General features: G+C 67.5%; 17 protein-coding genes and 1 tRNA gene. 7 read left to right on the top strand and 11 right to left on the bottom strand.

Annotated elements, in window-relative coordinates; all coding sequences use genetic code 11:
* Positions 1–107: 107 nt before the first annotated feature.
* The 6 genes from OLX02_RS00005 to infA form a co-directional block, all read right to left on the bottom strand.
* On the bottom strand, positions 108–629 hold the full coding sequence (locus OLX02_RS00005) for a tyrosine-type recombinase/integrase (RefSeq protein WP_264419286.1): 522 nt from the start codon (positions 627–629) through the stop codon (positions 108–110).
* A 171-nt stretch (positions 630–800) separates the two neighbouring features.
* Positions 801–876, bottom strand: a tRNA-Phe gene (locus tag OLX02_RS00010).
* A 106-nt stretch (positions 877–982) separates the two neighbouring features.
* Positions 983–1150 carry a DNA gyrase inhibitor YacG gene (gene yacG, locus OLX02_RS00015; RefSeq protein ID WP_264419287.1) on the bottom strand — a complete coding sequence of 56 codons (168 nt, stop codon included), beginning with the start codon at positions 1148–1150 and terminating at the stop codon, positions 983–985.
* A complete protein-coding gene (locus OLX02_RS00020) occupies positions 1147–2139 on the bottom strand; it encodes a ribonuclease E/G (RefSeq protein ID WP_264419288.1) in 993 nt (330 codons plus the stop codon). The genes yacG and OLX02_RS00020 overlap by 4 nt, the downstream gene beginning before the upstream one ends.
* On the bottom strand, positions 2132–2734 hold the full coding sequence (locus tag OLX02_RS00025) for a Maf family protein (protein WP_264420290.1): 603 nt from the start codon (positions 2732–2734) through the stop codon (positions 2132–2134). The genes OLX02_RS00020 and OLX02_RS00025 overlap by 8 nt, the downstream gene beginning before the upstream one ends.
* 11 nt (positions 2735–2745) lie before the next feature.
* Entirely contained in the window at positions 2746–2991 is a 246-nt protein-coding gene (gene infA, locus OLX02_RS00030; protein ID WP_264420292.1) for a translation initiation factor IF-1, read from the bottom strand.
* A 256-nt stretch (positions 2992–3247) separates the two neighbouring features.
* On the opposite strand from infA, the gene OLX02_RS00035 reads away from it, so the two are divergent.
* Entirely contained in the window at positions 3248–5794 is a 2547-nt protein-coding gene (locus OLX02_RS00035) for a TonB-dependent receptor domain-containing protein (RefSeq protein ID WP_264419289.1), read from the top strand.
* 21 nt (positions 5795–5815) lie between these two features.
* Here OLX02_RS00035 and OLX02_RS00040 read toward each other — a convergent pair whose 3' ends face one another.
* Positions 5816–6202, bottom strand: a complete 387-nt coding sequence (locus tag OLX02_RS00040; protein ID WP_264419290.1) for a PilZ domain-containing protein — start codon at positions 6200–6202, stop codon at positions 5816–5818.
* A gap of 85 nt (positions 6203–6287) precedes the next feature.
* Between OLX02_RS00040 and OLX02_RS00045 the strand changes: the two genes are divergently transcribed.
* The 4 genes from OLX02_RS00045 to OLX02_RS00060 all read left to right on the top strand — a co-directional run bounded on the left by OLX02_RS00045 (position 6288) and on the right by OLX02_RS00060 (position 11458).
* On the top strand, positions 6288–7973 hold the full coding sequence (locus tag OLX02_RS00045) for a hypothetical protein (RefSeq protein ID WP_264419291.1): 1686 nt from the start codon (positions 6288–6290) through the stop codon (positions 7971–7973).
* A gap of 42 nt (positions 7974–8015) precedes the next feature.
* Positions 8016–9959, top strand: a complete 1944-nt coding sequence (gene uvrC, locus OLX02_RS00050) for an excinuclease ABC subunit UvrC (RefSeq protein ID WP_264419292.1) — start codon at positions 8016–8018, stop codon at positions 9957–9959.
* A 123-nt stretch (positions 9960–10082) separates the two neighbouring features.
* Complete coding sequence (locus tag OLX02_RS00055) at positions 10083–11000, top strand: hypothetical protein (RefSeq protein WP_264419293.1); 918 nt, start codon at positions 10083–10085, stop codon at positions 10998–11000.
* Positions 11000–11458, top strand: coding sequence for a hypothetical protein (locus OLX02_RS00060; protein ID WP_264419294.1), 459 nt, complete (start codon positions 11000–11002; stop codon positions 11456–11458). The genes OLX02_RS00055 and OLX02_RS00060 overlap by 1 nt, the downstream gene beginning before the upstream one ends.
* Positions 11459–11467: 9 nt before the next feature.
* Here OLX02_RS00060 and OLX02_RS00065 read toward each other — a convergent pair whose 3' ends face one another.
* The 4 genes from OLX02_RS00065 to OLX02_RS00080 form a co-directional block, all read right to left on the bottom strand.
* Positions 11468–12370 carry an acyl-CoA thioesterase gene (locus OLX02_RS00065; RefSeq protein WP_264419295.1) on the bottom strand — a complete coding sequence of 301 codons (903 nt, stop codon included), beginning with the start codon at positions 12368–12370 and terminating at the stop codon, positions 11468–11470.
* 145 nt (positions 12371–12515) lie between these two features.
* A complete protein-coding gene (locus tag OLX02_RS00070; protein WP_264419296.1) occupies positions 12516–14612 on the bottom strand; it encodes a sodium-translocating pyrophosphatase in 2097 nt (698 codons plus the stop codon).
* A gap of 110 nt (positions 14613–14722) precedes the next feature.
* Entirely contained in the window at positions 14723–15601 is an 879-nt protein-coding gene (gene thiL / locus OLX02_RS00075; RefSeq protein WP_264419297.1) for a thiamine-phosphate kinase, read from the bottom strand.
* A gap of 4 nt (positions 15602–15605) precedes the next feature.
* Positions 15606–16412: a crotonase/enoyl-CoA hydratase family protein gene (locus tag OLX02_RS00080; RefSeq protein ID WP_264419298.1), complete on the bottom strand. Its 807-nt coding sequence runs from the start codon at positions 16410–16412 to the stop codon at positions 15606–15608.
* 102 nt (positions 16413–16514) lie between these two features.
* Between OLX02_RS00080 and OLX02_RS00085 the strand changes: the two genes are divergently transcribed.
* Together OLX02_RS00085 and OLX02_RS00090 are read left to right on the top strand one after the other, a co-directional pair.
* A complete protein-coding gene (locus tag OLX02_RS00085) occupies positions 16515–17654 on the top strand; it encodes an acyl-CoA dehydrogenase family protein (protein ID WP_264419299.1) in 1140 nt (379 codons plus the stop codon).
* A 10-nt stretch (positions 17655–17664) separates the two neighbouring features.
* Entirely contained in the window at positions 17665–18630 is a 966-nt protein-coding gene (locus OLX02_RS00090) for an acyl-CoA dehydrogenase family protein (protein WP_264419300.1), read from the top strand.
* The last annotated feature ends 8 nt before the right edge of the window (positions 18631–18638 follow it).

Consider the following 18638-nt stretch of genomic DNA (forward strand, 5'->3'; position numbering starts at 1 on the left):
CAGCAGGCAAGACCCCGAAAGGAGAAACCCGCATCTTGACCCACCGATGATACTCGAAACATAACCTGCAGGCGGGTCACTTCTCGGTGAAAACCCCGGGTCACTTCTCAGCGGCAATCAACACTCCGCAGCCTGGTTGCGGTTTCGTAACGCCCACGGACCTCGATCGATCGCAGGACATCGAGCAGCTCCGGAGCAGTGATTTCCGCAATTGGTCGTTGGCCGAGCGTTGGCGTCGCCATGCTGACCATCCAACGAAGTTTTGCGAGAGTCTTTTCTGCGCGCCCTTCGAGCTGGAGGCGATCGAGCCATTCCTCGCTGATGACGCCGAAAGTTTCGATGAGTCGGGCAGTGGCTTCTCGCTCTCGGGCCTTCCGTTCCTCTGCGGGATCGCGCCCCAAGGCAAGGGCTTCTCGGGCTGCAGCCCGCAACTCGCGGGCCTTTGCCAGCGACAGGTCGGGAAAGTTTCCGAAGGAGAGTGTCTTCTGTTTGCCTGCAAAGCGATAGTTCATGCGCCACAGCCGTCCGCCGGTGGGAGTGACCAGCAGATACAGGCCCATCCCGTCGGTCAGTTTGTAGGCCTTAGCCTTTGGTTTTGCGGCATTTATCGCGGTTGCTGTGAGGGGCATGATGGTATCGCAATGATGGTATTTGCGGGGTACCATCAACGATACCATCAATCCGTCCGGCTGCAATTGGCAGTCAGAGGACCCAAGCGGGATCGATCTCCAAAGAAATGGCGGAAATCAGCCATTTTTTGGACGTATATGGAAGGTTCTGGATGCCTCGAAAGTAGGCAATGGTGCCCGGGGACGGAGTCGAACCGCCGACACCGTGATTTTCAGTCACGTGCTCTACCAACTGAGCTACCCGGGCATCGTCTCCGTCGCGCGCTTTCTGGCGGCTTCGGGCGTTGGAAGCGCGCCTATGGCGAAGCGATGACGGCTTGTCCAGCCCCGTCATGCAGATTTTTTGGGAAGCCCTATTCGGTGTCTTCGGGGTCGACCGGCGGGCCGGGCAGGGCGTAGCCGTCCTCCAGCCACCGCATCAGATCGCGATCGCGGCAGCGGGGGGAGCAGAACGGGCTGTGGGCTTCGCTGCGGGGCTTGCCGCAGATCGGGCAGCGCTTTTGCGAGGGACGGGTGGTCATGCGGGCACCGCCTGCGCGAAACCGGCGGCAAGGGCAAGCCCCGGTTGCTCGTGGCGGCGGATGGCGCGGCCGGTCCGCCGCGCGAGTTCGGTTTCCCACGCGGGCGAAACTGCGCGCAGCACGGCGGGGTGGGCGGTGAGCAGGAGGACGCCGGGTTCGGACACCCGTTCCGCCTGTCGCAGCAGGATGCGCGCGGCCGCTCCCACGGGATCGCGGGCGAAGCGCGCGACCAGAGAGGGGCGCTCCAGCCGCGCAACGAGCTGGACGAAGCCGTAGCCGTTCATGGCGGTGCGTTCACCGCGCCAGCCAGCCAGTGCTGATGTCAGAGCGGCGTCGACCGCCTGTCGGTCCTTGCGTTCCGACAGGGTGGGAAAGTCGATGCCGATCGAGCCGCCGATGTCCAGCCGGGGCAGGGCGGCGGCGATGGCGGGCACGGCGGCCAGCGCCAGGCCGGGCAGCGGAGGTGACCCGTCGATGTCGATCAGGGTCATTGCCGGGGTTGGGCTGATCGTCAGGCTGCCGCCGGGAAAGGCGATTTCGCCCGACATCGCTTCTTCGACCAGTTCGTGCCAGCCGGCCTCGTCGAAGCGGCGGTCGGTGGCGGGCATTGCGCGCACCGGATGATCCTCGTCCGCGAGCGTATGGAGCAGGGTGGGCGCGGGGCGGGGAGCCTCGTCAGCACCGGCGGGGCGGGCCTGTGCCAGCTTGGTGCGGCCGCGCTCGGCGATCGAGGCGCGGGTGACGCGCAGCAGCAGGTCGCGGCCCTCGGTGGCTTCGGGTGGCAGGGAATCGACCTGCGCGGTGGTACCGTCCGCGAAGCGTGCCATGCCGCGCCGCGTGCCGGCCAGCCGCCGGACGATCCGCGCGCGGGCGACGAGGCCAGGGCGCAGCGGTTCGCCCCAGTCGATCCTTGCGGCGAGAATGGTGCCGCCCTCGACCAGGATGGCGCGTTCCTCGCCGATCCCGGCTTCATGGAGCCATTCAGGCAATTGGCAGTCCTGCGGCGCGCAGCAGGCGGCGGGTTTCGAACAGGGGAAGCCCGACCACGCCCGAATGGCTGCCCGAAAGCCACGCGCAGAAGCCTTCGGCGCTGCCCTGGATGGCATAGCCGCCGGCCTTGCCGTGCCATTCGCCGCCCGCGATATAGGCGTCGATCTCGTCGTCCGTCAGGCGCTTGAAGCGCACCACCGTCTCGCTCAGCGCTTCGCGCAGGGTACCGTCGGGGGCGAGCGTGGCTATGGCGGAGAACACGCGGTGGCGGCGGCCCGAGAGCAGCGAAAGGCACTGGCGGGCGGTTGCCTCGTCCTCTGCCTTGGGCAGGATGCGGCGGCCGACGCCGACCACGGTATCGCCTGCGAGGATCAAGGCGTCTGGTGCCAGCGCGGCGGCGGCGCGGGCCTTTTCGGCGGCCAGCCGCACCGCGTGGCTGCGCGGCAGTTCGCGCGGATGAGCGCTTTCGTCGATATCGGCGGGGAGCACGCGGTCGGGCGTGAGGCCCAGCCGCGCGAGCAGTTCGAGCCGGCGCGGGCTGGCCGAGGCGAGAACCAGCGGTGCGCGCGGTTGCGGCGTTTCCGCCGGTGCGATGGGACTGGCGATCAGAAGCCGCCTGGGCCGCCGCGGCCGGGCATGAAGCGGTAGGTGATCCGCCCCTTGGTCAGGTCATACGGCGTCAGTTCGACGAGAACCTCGTCGCCCACAAGCACGCGGATGCGGTTCTTGCGCATCTTCCCGGCGGTGTGGCCGAGGATTTCATGGCCGTTTTCCAGCCGCACGCGAAACATCGCGTTGGGCAGGAGTTCGACGACCGCGCCGCGCATCTCGAGGAGTTCTTCTTTCGCCATAGGCGGGGTCAGCTGCCTTTTCGCTGGTCGGGGCAAATGAAACACGAGGTGCGGGCAATGGCCCGCGCGCCGCGCGCATAGCGGCCCGCAAGGCAAAAGAAAAGCCCGCCCGTTGCCGCCCGTTTCATGCTGCAACGCGACAAATTGATACGATTTGCCCGTTGTCCGGCCGGGACCGTCCGGCCAGCCTTTGTGTTGTCTCGTGAAGCCGTTTCGCACTGTTCGGCTTCCTTCCAGCAGGCAATCCAGATCGATGATGACCCGAAGCCTTTCCTCTCTTGCCGCAGCCACGCTGCTGACGCCTTTCGCCCCGGCCTTCGCGGCCGAAGGGCAGGATGCCCCTACGGCGACCGCGCCCGTGTCGATCGGAGGCGATAACCTGCCGGTCGACAGCAATGGCGACGGGGTGGACGATGCAGGCGAGATCCTGGTCGTGGCGACGCGGCTGAAGGGGCAGGTATCCTCGGTCCAGCCGCCGCTGGTGACGCTCGATGAAGAGGAAATCGCGTCTTACGGCGCTGGCTCGATCCAGGAACTGCTGTCCGCGCTGGCGCCGCAGACCGGATCGGGGCGCGGGCGCGGCGACGGGGCGCCGGTGGTGCTGCTCAACGGGATGCGGATTTCGGGCTTCCGCGAGATGCGCGGGCTGCCGCCCGAGGCGATCCGCCGGGTGGAAGTGTTGCCCGAGGAAGTGGCGCTGAAATACGGATACCGCCCCGACCAGCGCGTGGTGAACTTCATCCTGAAGGACAACTTCCGCAGTTTCGGCAGCGAGACCGACCTCAACCTGCCGGGCGGGGGCGGATATAGCGACTGGAAGCAGGAGTTGACGCTGGCGCGGATCGACAACGGCGCGCGGTTCAACGTGACCGGCACGTTCGAGGACCAGAGCCCGCTGACCGAGGGCGAGCGCGGTATCGTGCAGGCTGGCGGCGCAGGCACGGCGGTGACCGGAGATCCCGTGCCGGCCGACTATCGCACGTTGCTGGCGGATACGCGCAGCGCCGCGCTGAATGCCACACTGGCGAAGCCGCTGGGGGGCGGGGCGGGCCTGACCGTGAACGCGCTGCTCCAGCGCGACGACAGTCGGAGCCTGAATGGCCTGAATTCGGTGGTGCTGACGGACCCGGACGGCACCGCCTATGCGCGCAGTGTGCTGACGCCGGAACCGCTCGCCACGCGCAAGCGGACGACGACGATTTCGGCAGGCGCCGCACTGAACAAGCCGCTAGGCGGGTGGCAGCTCGCGTTGACGGCAGACGGTAGCCACGTCGTTACCGAAAGCACCATCGACAACCGCGCGGATCTTTCAGGATTGCAGGCGCTGGTCGATGCGGGGACGATTTCCGCGTCGGGTGCTTTGCCCGGCAGCGCGATCGCGGCAGTGGGGCCGGATCGGGCGCGCAGCCGCACCAACAGCTTCACCTCGCTTGCCACGCTGACCGGCCAGCCGCTGCGCCTGCCGGGGGGGGAGGCTTCGCTGACGGTCAAGGCGGGCTATGCCTATTCCGGCATCCGCAGTTCGGACACGCGAACCCTGAGCGGAGAGACCAGCCTGACGCGCGGGGACGCGCAGGCGGGGTTCAGCCTGGACCTGCCGATTACCAGCCGGCGGGAGAACTTCGGCGCGGGGGTGGGCGACCTCTCGCTCAACCTCAACGGCGAAGTGCATCACTTGTCCGATTTCGGGAGCCTGACCGACTATGGGGCGGGTCTGACCTGGGCACTGACCGAGAAGCTGTCGCTGTCCGCCAGTTATATCGCGACGCAGGCTGCACCGGGTCTTTCGGATCTGGGCGCGCCGACCACGGTGACCACGGGCGTGGCGCTTTATGACTTCACGCGGGGGGAATCGGTGCTCGCCACGGTGATATCGGGCGGCAATCCAAACCTGCAGAAGGAACAGCAGCGCGACATCAAGCTGGCTGCGAACTGGGATCTGCCGTTCCTCAAGAACTCGTCGCTGATCGTCGAATATTTTCGCAACCGGTCGACCAACACTACCAACGCCTTTCCGCTGCTGACGCCCGAAGTGGAAGCCGCGTTTCCGGGGCGGGTGGTGCGCGACGCGGCGGGTCGGATCGTCTCGGTGGACCAGAGCCCGGTGACGTTCGCCGAGGAGACAAGCTCACGGCTGCGTTTTGGCATCAATCTGTCGGGCAGTTTCGGCAAGCCCGACCCCAACGCACGGCGTGGCGGGATGCGGGGGATGATGGCCGGCGGTCCGCCTCCGGGCGGCGCCGGTGCGGGTGGTCCGCCTCTCGGCGGCGGTTTCGGGCGCGGTATGCGCGGCGGTGGCCCCGGCGGCGGTGGCGACGGGCGCGGACGGTGGAACCTGTCGCTGACCCACACCATCCAGTTCATGAACAGGGTGCAGATCGTCCCGGGCGGCGCGGTGCTGGACCTGCTGGACGGCGACGCCGTTTCGGGCGGCGGTGTGGCGCGGCACAGCTTTCAGCTGGAGGGCGGCGGGTTCTATCGCGGCTTCGGGCTGCGCGTGAACGGCACCTACACGGGTGGCACGCACGTCGATGCGAGCGGTGCGCCGGGATCGACCCGGCTGGACTTCGCCCCGATCGCCAAGGTCAACCTGCGGGTATTTGCCGATCTTGGCAGGCAGCCGAAGCTGGTCGAGAAGGTGCCCTTCTTCAAGGGCGCGCGGCTGTCGTTGGGCGTGGACAACCTTTTCGATGCGCAGCAGCGCGTGACGGACGCGAACGGCGATGTGCCGCTGCGTTACCAGCCGGGTTATCTCGATCCGGCGGGCCGGGTGTTCAAGCTGGAATTCCGCAAGCAGTTCTGACGCGGGAGGGACGTGGGGAAATCAGGAAGACCGGCGGCCGGTGACGAATTCCTGCGCCAGCCGTTCGCGGCGGCGGCGCTCGTGTTCGTTGAAGCTGTCGGCGAAGTGGCGCAGGCGCACCACGATGTCGAGCGGGAGACGTTCGTCGAAACGGAAGCCGACGCGCCCGGCGCGGACCCAGACCACTTCGCCAAACGCCTCGATACCGTTCACCACCATCACGCCTTCGGACCCGATCGCGGCGGGCGGAGACAGCATGATCCGCGCGCCTGTGCAGGAGACGTCCTCTAACTGGCCGACAAGATTGCCGCTGAGCAGCACCAGCGTGCAGGGAATGCCGAGACGGACGCGGGCATCGGCGCGGCGGCCGGTCTGGCGTGGCTGATGGAAAGATGGCGGTGCCGACATGGTGACATCCATCGCACCGGCAGTATTATCGCGGGGCTTCGGACGACCTCCGCAGCATCACGTAGGGTCGGCAGGGGGCATCTTGATGGGATTTGGCGGCGCGCGCACGCTTGTGGGCGGAAGTGCGGGCGACCCTGTCTGGCGCGAGCGGCTGGCGCTGCTGGCGGCGGTGCTGATCCCCGCGCTGTTCTATCTGCCCGGGCTTGGCCTCTATACCGATGACTGGGCATTTCTGGCGCTTTTCCGCGATGCCCCGCATCGCAGTGTGGCCGACCTCTACCAGGGCGCGCTGATCTACGACAATGTCGCGGTGCGGCCGCTGCAGATCCTGCTGTTCATCTTCTATGGCAAAGTCGCCCCCGGCAGCGTGCAGTTTCCGCACCTTTTCAACACGGCGATGTTCGCGCTGGCGGTGCTGGTGATGCATGACGCACTGCGCACCGTGCCGGCGATGCGGAAGGGGGCCGCCGATGCGCTGCTGCTGTTCGTCTGCCTGCCGGACTATCTGACGATCCGCCTGTGGTTCGCGGCGCATCAGGCGGCGTTGTCGCTGCTGCTCTTCGCGCTGGTGCTGCGGATCGTGCTGAGGTGCAGCCGTGAGGGCAGGGCGCCGCGCGCGCCGACTCTGGTCCTGCTGTTCGCGCTGGGGCTGGCAAGCAGCCTGTCCTACGAGGTTCTGAGCTTCACGATGTGTGCGATCCCGGTGTTCGCCCGCACGCTGCACGGTGTGGGGTGGCGCGATCTGCCGCGCGACCGGGCCGCACTGGCCATGTCGCTTGTGCTGGGTGCCGCAGTGTACCTCGCGATGCAGTTCAAGCTGGTGGTGGCAGCCGACATGGTGGCGACCACAAGTCCGCTGCACCTGCTGCGCGCGGTGGTGGTGGTGCCCGGCTGGGCGGCGATCAACCTGTTCGGTTCGATGGGGCTGGCCCTGCCGGTCTACGCGGTCAGGATGGCGCTGGGGCCGTTCGCTTCCCCGCTGGCGGCCGTGGCTGCATTGCTGGTGACGATGGTAATTGTTCTGGCGGCGCGGTCACGCGTGCCGTTCGGCGGATCGGCGACCGAAGAACCGGCAGTCAGTCCGTTGTTCCTCGTCGCTTGTGCGGTTCTGACGTTCGGATTGGGCCTTATGCCGCTGGTGCCTTCGATGTCCTACGGGTCAAGCCTGTTCGGCATCGGTAACCGGGTTGCGCTGGGGCCGGCGTTGTCGGTGGTGTTCGCGGCGTGGGCAGGGCTGCAATGGCTGGGGGCAAGGCGGCCGATGCTGGCCCGCGTGCTGTTCTGCACATGGTGCGCCTGCGGGATTTTCATGCAGGTTACCGTCGCGCGCACCTGGGGCGAGGCGTGGACGGTGCAGCAGGACCTCTATGCGCGAATGCGCGGGGCCTTGGGGGGGCTGCGCGATGGCGAGACGGTGCTGCTCTATGGTGCCTGCCCCTATCACGGCGCGGCGCCTGTCTTCAGTTCGAGCTGGGGGCTGGTCGACCGGCTCGCGCTCGACAGCGGGGCGCACGGTCTGAAGGCGGACACGATTACCGAAACCACGCGTGTGGCGCCCGACGGCATCCACATCGAGGAATACGGCGAGCCGACGCTGTATCCCTATGGCGACACGGTGGTGTTCGACGCACGCACGAACACCGTCCACCCGCTTCGCTCCCATGCCGAAGCCCTGCGCTTTTTCGGCCGCTTTCCCATTGATCGCTCGACGGGGTGCGCGTTCCGGGTGGCGGAGGGGGAATCGTTCCTCCGCTGGTGGCCGCAGCGCTGAAATTGGCTGGACCCGCGCGGAACAGACCCTATCTCACGACCCATGCCCCGTACCCCCGCCGGATCTCCGACCAGTCCCCAAGGTGCCGAACGCTTTCACGAAGAGAAGGCGACCTACACCGTGCGCGGGGCCGAACAGCCCGATATCGAGGCGGGCGTGGCCGCGATCCGCGAGGTGGTGCAGACGCTGAAGCCCAAGCCCGGCGTCTACCGGATGCAGGATGCGCGCGGCGAAGTGCTCTATGTGGGCAAGGCGCGCGCGCTGAAGAACCGGGTGGCGAGCTACGTCCAGGTCGACCGGCTGTCGAACCGGCTGCGGCGCATGGTCAGCCAGACGCGCAGCATGACCATCGTCACCACCAATTCGGAAGCCGAGGCGCTGCTGCTCGAAGCGCAACTGATCAAGCGCTATCGCCCGCCGTACAACGTGCTGCTGCGCGACGACAAATCGTTCCCATTCATCCTGCTGCGCGCCGATCACGCCTATCCGCGGATCACCAAGCATCGCGGCGCGCGCAAGGCCAAGGGCAATTACTATGGCCCGTTCGCCAGCGCGGGGAGCGTGAACACCACGATCAACGCGCTGCAGAAGCTGTTCCTGCTGCGCAGTTGCAACGATGGCTTCATGGCGCGGCGCGACCGGCCGTGCCTGCTCTACCAGATCAAGCGCTGTTCCGCCCCTTGCGTAGGCCGGATCGGCGAGGCGGAATATGGCGAGCTGGTGCGGCAGGCGAAGGACTTCCTGGGCGGAAAGTCCGGTGCTGTGCAGCGTGAGATCGAGGGGCAGATGGCAGAGGCGGCCGAATCGCTCGATTACGAGCGCGCGGCCATGCTGCGCGACCGGCTGCGCGCGGCGACGTTCATCCAGGGCAGCCAGGCGATCAATGCCGAGGGCGTGGGCAATGCCGACGTTTTCGCCTTGGCGGAGAAGGGCGGGCAGATCGGCATCCAGGCGTTCTTCATCCGTGGGGGGCAGAACTGGGGCCACCGCGCCTTCTTCCCCAGCCACACCGAAGGGCTGGAGCTGGAGGAAGTGATGACGGCGTTCCTCGCCCAGTTCTATGAGGAGGTGCCGCCCCCGCGCCTGATCCTGGTGGACCGTATCCTGCCCGAGGGGGAACTGCTGGCCGAGGCGCTGCACGAAAGCGCGGGCGGCAAGGTCGAGGTTTCGGTGCCGCAGCGCGGTGACCGGCGCCGGTTGATGGAGCAGGCCAGCCGCAATGCGGTCGAGGCACTGGAGCGGCGGCTGGCCGAAAGCGGGACCAAGGCGCGCACCAACCGCGAGATGGCCGAGTTCCTCGAACTGCCCGAAGTGCCGCAGCGCATCGAGATCTACGACAACAGCCACATCCAGGGCACCAATGCACTGGGCGCGATGGTGGTGGCCGGGCCGGAGGGGTTCCTCAAGGGCCAGTATCGCAAGTGGAACATCAAGGCGGCGCAATCGAACGACGATTTCGCCATGATGCGCGAGGTCTTCCAGCGCCGCTTTGCGCGCGCACAGGAAGACGATCCCGACCGCGAGAACGGCACCTGGCCCGATCTGGTGCTGATCGATGGTGGCAAGGGGCAGATGAGCGCGGTCAAGGAAGCGCTGGAGGAACTGGGCGTCGAGGATGTGCCGCTGATCGCCATTGCCAAGGGGCCGCACCATGGCCGCGAGGGGCGCGAAGTGTTCCATTTCCCTGACGGGCGTGAGAAGATGCTGCCCGTCAATTCGCCCGTGCTGTTCCACCTTCAGCGGCTGCGCGACGAGGTCCACCGCTTTGCCATCGGCGCGCACCGCGAAAAGCGCAGCCGCGCGATTACCGCCAGCCCGCTGGACGAAATTCCCGGCATCGGCCCGGCGCGCAAGCGGGCGCTGCTGCTGCACTTCGGCACGGCGGGCAAAGTGCGCGCGGCCAGCCTGGAAGACTTGCAGCGCGCCCCCGGCGTCAGCGCCGCGGTGGCGCAGACCGTCTATGACTTCTACCATCCCGGAGGGTGAAAACATCGTTTCCGGGCCGATAACCTGTCCTGTTGAAAGTCCGTGCAGGATGCTGGTGTAGCCCATGCACCATGGCGGCGCTTCGATCGGGAAACGGGGCGCACGATGGACGGGATCGGGCGCATGGCATCGGGACTTTCGCGGAAACGACTTTGCCTGACGGCAGCGCTGACGCTTGGTTGGCTGGCGATGGCGCCACTCGCGCAGGCGCAGGGCGTGCCACAGGCCGCCAATGGCGTCGGGTCGCCGTTCGAGCTGGCGTTCTGGCAATCGGTGGGCAACGGCGAGGATCCGGCGCTCTACGAAGCCTATCTCCAGCAATATCCCACCGGCACGTTCGCGCCGATCGCGCGGGCCAAGGTGGCGGCTCTGCGCAAGGCAGCGACGACGGTGGCAGCACCCGCCCCTGCACCCCAGGTTGCCTTGCCAGCCGCGTCGCCGGTCGCGCCCGCCGAGCCGACGCCCGTCAGCACGCCAAGGCCCGCGGGCAACGGACCCGCGCTGGCCATGGCGATGCCTATGCCGCTGCCAGCCGCGCCTGGAGCGCCGCTGCCGTCCCCGGCCGCATCGGCCGCCAGTGGCGCCATGCTGGGTCAGATGCTGGCGGAACTGGCGCGGTCGCAGGAAACGCCGGGCGCCGGCGCAACGTCGCTGCCCCCGGCGGTGGCGGCCGTCTCCCCCGTTTCGTCCCGCCATGCGCTACCGGCGCGTCCGCAACTGGCGCCGGTGCCGGACCTCACGCTGCCGACCAGCTTCTGTTCGGCAGACGAACGCAACCGGTTTCATGATGGCATCTACGCCCCCGCACTGGAGGCGGCGAAGCGCAACAACGATGCGGCTGTGGCCTATCTCACGCAGTTGCAGGGCATCTACGATGGCTACCAGCTGGGGCGCGACACCGAGGCGATGAATGCGCTGGCGGCGGAATCCCGCTCCTATCAGGCCGATGCGGCAGCGACGTTTTCGGCGCAGGCAGCGATGGTGCGCACGTTCGATGCCTTGATGGCGGTGCCGGTGCGCCCATGCGGCGCGGCGCGTTGATGCGCCAGGGCGCGGTGCTGGCGGCGGCGCTGGCCAGCTTGGTCGCGGGGCAGGCCGCGCAAGCGGCGAACTGCGCGGGGCCGGAGATCGCCGAGGCCGCGCGGGTGGTCGAATTCGAGGCGATGATGATGGCCGTGTCGCTGCGCTGTGCACGCGCGGGGGTGGATATGCGGCCGACGTTCGACCGGATGGTCGGCACCCATGCCGCGCGCTTCGGCGCGGCCGATACGGCGATGCACCGCTACTTCGCACCCGCCGGCCCGCGCGCTTTTGATCGCTACGCCACCGGCATCGCCAACAAGTATGGCGGCGGCGCAACCGACGGCGGCACTTGTCGCGTGTTCAACGGCCTTGCTGGCGAACTGGCCAGTCCTGCCAGCGACGGGCGCGTGCTGGGTGCGGTGGTGCGCGCGATGATCCGGATGCCCGAAGGGCTGGACTGTCCCGCCAAGCCCTGAAGCGCCCTATCAGGGCTTGGGTGTGATCGGGCGGATCAGGCCTTCCTGCGCGACATTGGCGACCAGCCGGTCGTCCTGCGTGTAGATCCGGCCGCGGTTGAAGCCGCGCGCCCGGCCCGCCCAAGGGCTGTCGCAGGTGTAGAGCAGCCATTCGTCGGCGCGGAAATCGTCGTGAAACCAGATCGCGTGATCTAGGCTGGCGCTCATCAGCGTGCCCTTGACCCAGCTGATGTCCTCGTGCGGCATAGTGCAGGTGCCGAGCAGGGTCATGTCGCTGGCATAGGCGAGCACTGCGCGGTGGATCTTGGGGTCGTCCGGCAGCGCGGCCGCCGAGCGGAACCAGACATGGGAAATCGCCTCGCGCGCGTCCTCGCGTATCCAGCGGCCGGGATCGACCGGACGCATCTCAATGGGGCGCTGGCGCAGGTTCTCGCGGAAGGTGCGGCCCACGGCCTCGGCGGCGCGGCGGCGCAGCGTGACTTCGTTTTCAAGCGTTTCCGGAGCCGGCACTTCGGGCATCGGTTCCTGATGATGGACGCCCGGTTCGCGCTTGTGGAACGAGGCGAGCATATTGAGGATCGTCTGTCCCTGCTGGCTGGCGACCACGCGGCGGTTGGAGAAGCTGCCGCCATCAAGGTCTCGCTCGACGCGGAAGTCGATCTCGAAATCCTCGTTGCCGCCCCGCACGAAATAGGCGTGGAGCGAGTGGACCGGGCGATCGTCCGGCACGGTGCGTTCCGCCGAAGCGAGCGCCTGCCCGATTACCTGCCCGCCAAACACGCGGCCGACGCCGCCTTTCTTGCGACGGCCACGGAATCGGTCGCCGCCGCGATCTTCGACATCAAGCAGTTCGAGGAGATCGGCGACAAGCTCTTCGGGCGAAAGCACGGGGGCGGGGGAATCGTTGCTCATCGCAACTCGATGCTACGACTTTACGTTTGCGTCAACGTCAATCGCGGGGTGCCAAACGACCGGCATCGCCAAAAAGCGAACCCCGCCCGGATCGCTCCGGACGGGGTTGCCTTCTCTCCCCAAACTCGGGTTGTCTGCGCGAAGGTTATCCCACCGCGTGACCTGCAAGAGCCGCGAGCAGAAGCAGCGCGACGATATTGGTGATCTTGATCATCGGGTTGACGGCAGGGCCGGCGGTGTCCTTGTAGGGATCGCCGACGGTGTCGCCCGTCACCGCGGCCTTGTGGGCATCGCTGCCCTTGCCGCCGAAGTGGCCGTCCTCGATGTACTTCTTGGCGTTGTCCCACGCGCCGCCGCCCGAGGTCATCGAGAGCGCGACGAACAGGCCGCTGACGATGACGCCGAGAAGCAGGGCCCCGAGTGCGGCAAAGCCGTTTTCGGCACCGGCCACCGCCGCGATCACGAAGTAGACCACGATCGGCGCAAGCACCGGCAGCAGCGAGGGAACGATCATTTCCTTGATCGCTGCCTTGGTGACCAGATCGACGGTGCGGGCATAGTTGGGGCGGCTGGTGCCGGCCATGATGCCCGGATCGTTGGCGAACTGTTCACGCACATCGACCACCACGTCGCCGGCGGCGCGGCCCACGGCGGTCATACCCATCGCACCGAACAGGTACGGGAGCAGCGCGCCGAGCAGCAGGCCGACGATGACATACGGGTTTTCAAGGCTGAAGTTGACGTTCAGCGACGGGAAGAATTCCCGCAGGTCGGTGGTGTAGGCGGCGAACAGGACGAGCGCGGCAAGGCCGGCCGAACCGATCGCATAGCCCTTGGTAACGGCCTTGGTGGTGTTGCCCACGGCATCGAGCGCGTCGGTCTTTTCACGGACCGAATCCTCGAGACCCGCCATTTCGGCAATGCCGCCGGCGTTGTCGGTGACAGGACCGTAGGCATCCAGCGCGACGACCATGCCGGCCAGCGCCAGCATCGCGGTGGCCGCATAGGCAATGCCGATCAGGCCGGCGAGCTGGTAGGCGATGATGATGCCGGCGCAGATCACAAGCGTGGGCAGCGCGGTGGCTTCAAGGCTGATGGCAAGGCCCTGGATCACGTTGGTGCCGTGGCCGGTGACCGAGGCCTTGGCGATGGACTTCACCGGGCGGTAGTTGGTGCCGGTGTAGTATTCGGTGATCCAGATGATCAGCCCGGTGATGGCAAGACCGACCAGCGCGCAGTAGAACAGCGTACGGCCGGTGAAGCCTTGTTCGCCGATCGGCGTTTCCATGCCGCCGAGCGCGTGGGAAATGGCCCACCAGATCGCCGGGATGGAAAGGACGGTGGTGACAAGGAAGCCCTTGTACATCGCGCCCATGATGTTGTTCGAGCTGCCGAGGCGGACGAAGTAGGTGCCGATGATCGAGGTGACGATGCACACGCCGCCGATCAGCAGCGGCAGGCTCATCAGCGCCATCAGGTTGTCGACGCCCTTCACCAGCAGTGCGGTGAGCACCATCGTGGCGCCCACGGTGACGACGTAGGTTTCGAACAGGTCGGCAGCCATGCCGGCGCAGTCGCCCACGTTGTCGCCCACGTTGTCGGCGATGACGGCGGGGTTGCGCGGATCGTCCTCGGGGATGCCCGCTTCCACCTTGCCGACAAGGTCGGCTCCGACGTCGGCCGCCTTGGTGAAGATGCCGCCGCCCAGACGGGCGAAGATCGACACGAGCGACGCGCCGAGCGCGAGGGTGGTGAGCGCGGTAACGACGGTGCGGTCGTTGGGGGCGAAGCCGGCGGGGCCGGTCAGATACCAGAAGAAGCCCGCGATCGCGAGCAGCGCGAGGCCCGCCACCAGCATCCCGGTGATCGCGCCCGCGCGGAACGCGAGCGTAAGGCCCGCCTGCAGCCCGCTTTGCGCGGCGGCAGCGGTGCGGACGTTGGCGCGCACCGAGACGTTCATGCCGATGAAGCCGGCCACGCCCGAAAGCACGGCGCCGATGACGAAGCCCGTTGCAGCGATGGGCTTGAGCGTGAGCGCGACGATGACGGCCACGACGACGCCGACGACGGCAATGGCGGTGTATTGGCGCTTGAGGTAGGCTTGCGCGCCTTCCTGGATGGCGCCGGCGATTTCCTGCATCTTCGCATTACCGGCGGGCGCACCAAGCACCTGCCGGCTGGTCACGAAGCCGTACACGACGGCCAGCAACCCCAATATGATTGCGGTTACGACTAAGTTCACGTTGGCATCCCCCTTATTCAACCGGCCCCGAAGGGCCGCACCCCGTCGTTGCGGGTTGACGGGGAGGCTATAGGTTTATTGGGGGTGCGCAAGCCTTTCGATGATCTCGGTCAATCGTGCTCGTAACCCAGCTTTCCTGCGGGCGGCGCGCCATCCAGCAGCAGCGAATCCGGCCCGGCGGGGAGGACGCGCCCGATGCGGTGCGCCAGGCAGGGAGGCGCAATGTCCGCGGGCAGGGTGAACAGCAGTTCGTAGTCGTCACCCCAGGAAAGCCCCTCGTCGATGCGCGCTGCGGGCAGGCCGGGGGCAAGCGGCACGGCGGTGCGGTCGATGGCGATGGTCACGCCGCTGGCCTGCGCCATGCGCGCAGCATCGAGCAGCACCCCGTCCGATACGTCCATCATCGCCGTGACCAGCGGGGCCAGCGCGCGCCCTTCGGCAAGGCGCGGGCGCGGGCGGCGGAAAGCGAGCGTGTCGACGTTGGTGCGGCCATCGCGCAGCGCCTCGAACCCCAGCATTGCCCCGCCGACCGGGCCGGTGATCCATAGGTCGTCGCCCGCGCGGGCACCCGAGCGCGAGGGGATGGCCCGGCTGGTCGCCCGGCCGAGCGCCGTCAGGCCGTGCGAACGCCGTCCCTCTCCGCCAACGGTGTCACCGCCGAGCAGCGGCACGCCGAACGCTTGTAGCACTTCCCCAAGGCCGGCGAGAAAACGCGCGTCATCGTTGCCCAGCGCATAGCCGAGGAGCACGCCGAGCGGCTCCGCCCCCTTGGAGGCGAGATCGGACAAGTTCACGGCGACGAGCTTCCAAGCCACATCGGCCGCGTCCTGCCCCGGCAGCCAGTGGACGCCTTCGACCATCATGTCGTGCGTGAGCACCAGCGTCTCGCCGCCGAAGGGCAGGACGGCGCAGTCGTCGGCCAGCCCGCGCGCCGCGGGCGAGGAGGCGATGCCGCGCAGGGCGGCGATGAACTGCGCCTCGCCCGTCACGGGGTCACTCGCCGGTGAACACGGGCGCGCGCTTTTCAAGGATCGCGGCGACGGCTTCCTTGTGGTCCTGCGTCTCGTGCGCGATGGCCTGGAACGCGGCGGAAAGTTCCAGCACATCGTGCGCGCGGGCGTGCTGGGCTTCGCGCAGCAGCTTCTTGGTGAGGCGCAGCGCGCGCGGGGAGTTCGCGGCAATTTCCTGCCCGAGCGCCACGGCGGCGTCGATCAGTTCGGCATCGGGCACCACGGTGCCGACAAGACCGATGGATTGCGCATAGGCGGCATCGAACGTGCGGCCGGTCAGGAACAGTTCCGCCGCCTTGGAATAGCCGACGATCTTCTGGAGCGTCCACGCGCCGCCGTCGCCGGGGACGATGCCCACCTTGATGAAGCTTGCCGCCATCTTCGCGCTTTCGGCAGCGACGCGCACGTCGCACAGGCAGGCAAGATCGAGGCCGAGGCCGATGGCATGGCCGTTGATCGCGGCGATCATCGGGATTTCACAATCCAGCATGGCGCGCGTGGCGCGCTGCACGCCGCGGCGATAGTTGGCGCGGGTGGAATCGGGCTGTTCCAGCACGCCGATGCCCTGACGTTGCTGCATCCCCTTGATGTTGCCGCCGCTGGAAAAGGCGCGGCCCGATCCGGTGAGCACAATGGCGCTGACCGAGCGGTCGTTGCCCAGCGCGAAGAAGGTTTCGACGATGTTGTCGCAGTCTTCGATGGTGCCGATGGCGTTCATCGATTCGGGCCGGCTCATGGTGAGCACGGCCACGCGGCCGTAGCGCTCGACGGACAGGAACGGGGTGGTCACGACGCATCTCCTCCAGGTTCGATTATTCGGCCGGTTTTCACGCTCATGAAAACGGACCTTTCGGTTTGCTGTTGATTCGGGGCTGCCATACGACAGTGGGCGATGCAAATATTCCCGCTCCACCCGTTCCGCCCGCAAGGCGATATCCCGGCGCTGCGACAGCAGGTGCGCGATCTTGTTGCGCAGCACGAAAACCGCTGGTCCGTGCTCCAGCGCGCGAACTGCTGGTTCAGCTTCGATGCCGAGTTCTCGAAGGCGCTTGGCGCGGCGGGGCTGCTCGGCATGACCTGGCCGAAGCAATATGGCGGGCACGAGCGGACCATGCTGGAACGCTATGTCGTGCTGGAGGAACTGCTTGCGGCTGGCGCGCCGGCGGGGCTGCACTGGATTGCGGATCGCCAGACGGGCGCGCTGCTGGTGCGCTATGGCACCGAGGCGCAGCGCGAGAAGTACCTGCCCGGCATGGCGCGGGGTGAAATCTACGCCTGTATCGGCCTGTCCGAGCCGAACTCGGGATCGGACCTTGCCAGCGTGCGGACATCGGCGCGCAGGACCCAGGAAGGTTGGCGCGTCAACGGCCAGAAGGTGTGGACCAGCGGCGCGCACAAGAGCCATGCCGCGCTGACCCTGCTGCGCACCGAGGAAGGCAGCGAGCGCCAGCAGGGCCTGTCGCAGCTGATGATCGATCTCGATACGCCGGGTATCACCATCCGTCCGATCATCGACATGACCGGCACCCACCACTTCAACGAGATCTTCTTTGACGACGTGCTGCTGCCGCTGGATGCGCTGGTGGGCGTGGAAGGGCAGGGCTGGAAGCAAGTCACGGCCGAACTTGCGCTCGAACGCTCGGGGCCTGAACGCTACCTTTCCAGCCACATCCTGCTGGTCGCGCTGATCGATGCCATCGGGCCGGAGCCGACGCCCGAAATCGCGCAGCAGATCGGCCGGCTCACCGCCGAGATGTGGACGCTGCGGCAGATGTCGATGTCGACCGCGGCCAAGCTCGATGCTGGCGAGGATCCCATCGTGGAGGCAGCGATCGTCAAGGATCTGGGCAACGCCTATGAGCAGGCGCTGCCGCGTCTGGTCCAGGCAGCGGTCGATGTTGATCTTGCCGGGAGCAGCGCGCTGTCGCAGCTGCTCGCCTATTACCTGCTGGCCGCGCCCAGCTTTTCCCTGCGCGGGGGCACGCCCGAAGTGCTGCGCGGGATCATTGCCAAGGGGCTGGGGCTCCGGTGAGGAATTTCCGATGAGCGAGAACCGCGCACTTCTTGTCGAGATGGCCGAAGGCCTGTTCGCCGACCTTGCCGGCGCATCTTTCGAGGCCGCCTGGCCGCGCGTGGCGGAGGCCGGCTTTGCAAGCCTGCTGGTGTCTGCCGATCAGGGCGGCTTCGGCGGTGACTGGGGCGACGTGCTGGCCGTGCTGCGGCTGGCCGGGCTGAACGCCGTGGCCGCGCCCGTAGCCGAACCGATCATCGCGCACGCGCTGCTGGCGCAGGCCGGCATCGCCGCGCCGGCCGGGCTGGTGACGTTGGTGGGGCGCAGCGGACGCACGCCCTTCGGCCGCCATGCCGACGCGGTGGTCTCGGTCGCGGACGGCGTGCTGTCGCTCCATGCCCGGGGCGCGTTCACGGTCGAGGAAGGCACGTCGCTGGCCGGTGAGCCGTCCGATCTGGTCAAGCTGACGGGCGCGCCTGCCGCAAGCGCGCCGTGCGCCGCCGATCTTGACGGGTTGGGGGCTTTCGCCCGCGTCGCGCAAGCTTCCGGTGCGCTGGAATCGGCGTTCACGCTGGCCATCGACCACGTCAATACGCGGGTCCAGTTCGGGCGCACGCTGGCGAAGTTCCAGGCGGTGCAACAGGCGCTGGCCGAATTTTCGGAGGAAGCAGCCGCAGTCGACGCCGCTGCTGCTGCCTGTGCCGCGGCGCTCGATGTCGGGGATGCCGGGTTCGAGATCGCGGCTGCCAAGATGCGGCTGGGCCTTGCGGTGGACCGCGCGACTCCGATCGCGCACCGGATGCATGGCGCCATTGGCTTCACCATGGAATATGCGCTCAACCGGTATACGCGCCGGCTCATGGCGTGGCGCAGCGAGTTCGGCAACGATGCGTTCTGGGCAGAGGCGCTGGGCCGCCGGGTGGCCGTTCTGGGTGGGCACGGGCTGTGGCGAGAGGTCGCCGCGCGGACCGACCGGCTGATCGGGCAGGAGGCCTGACACAAGAA

It is taken from the genome of Novosphingobium sp. KCTC 2891 (assembly GCF_025938155.1).
Classification (GTDB): Bacteria; Pseudomonadota; Alphaproteobacteria; order Sphingomonadales; family Sphingomonadaceae; genus Novosphingobium.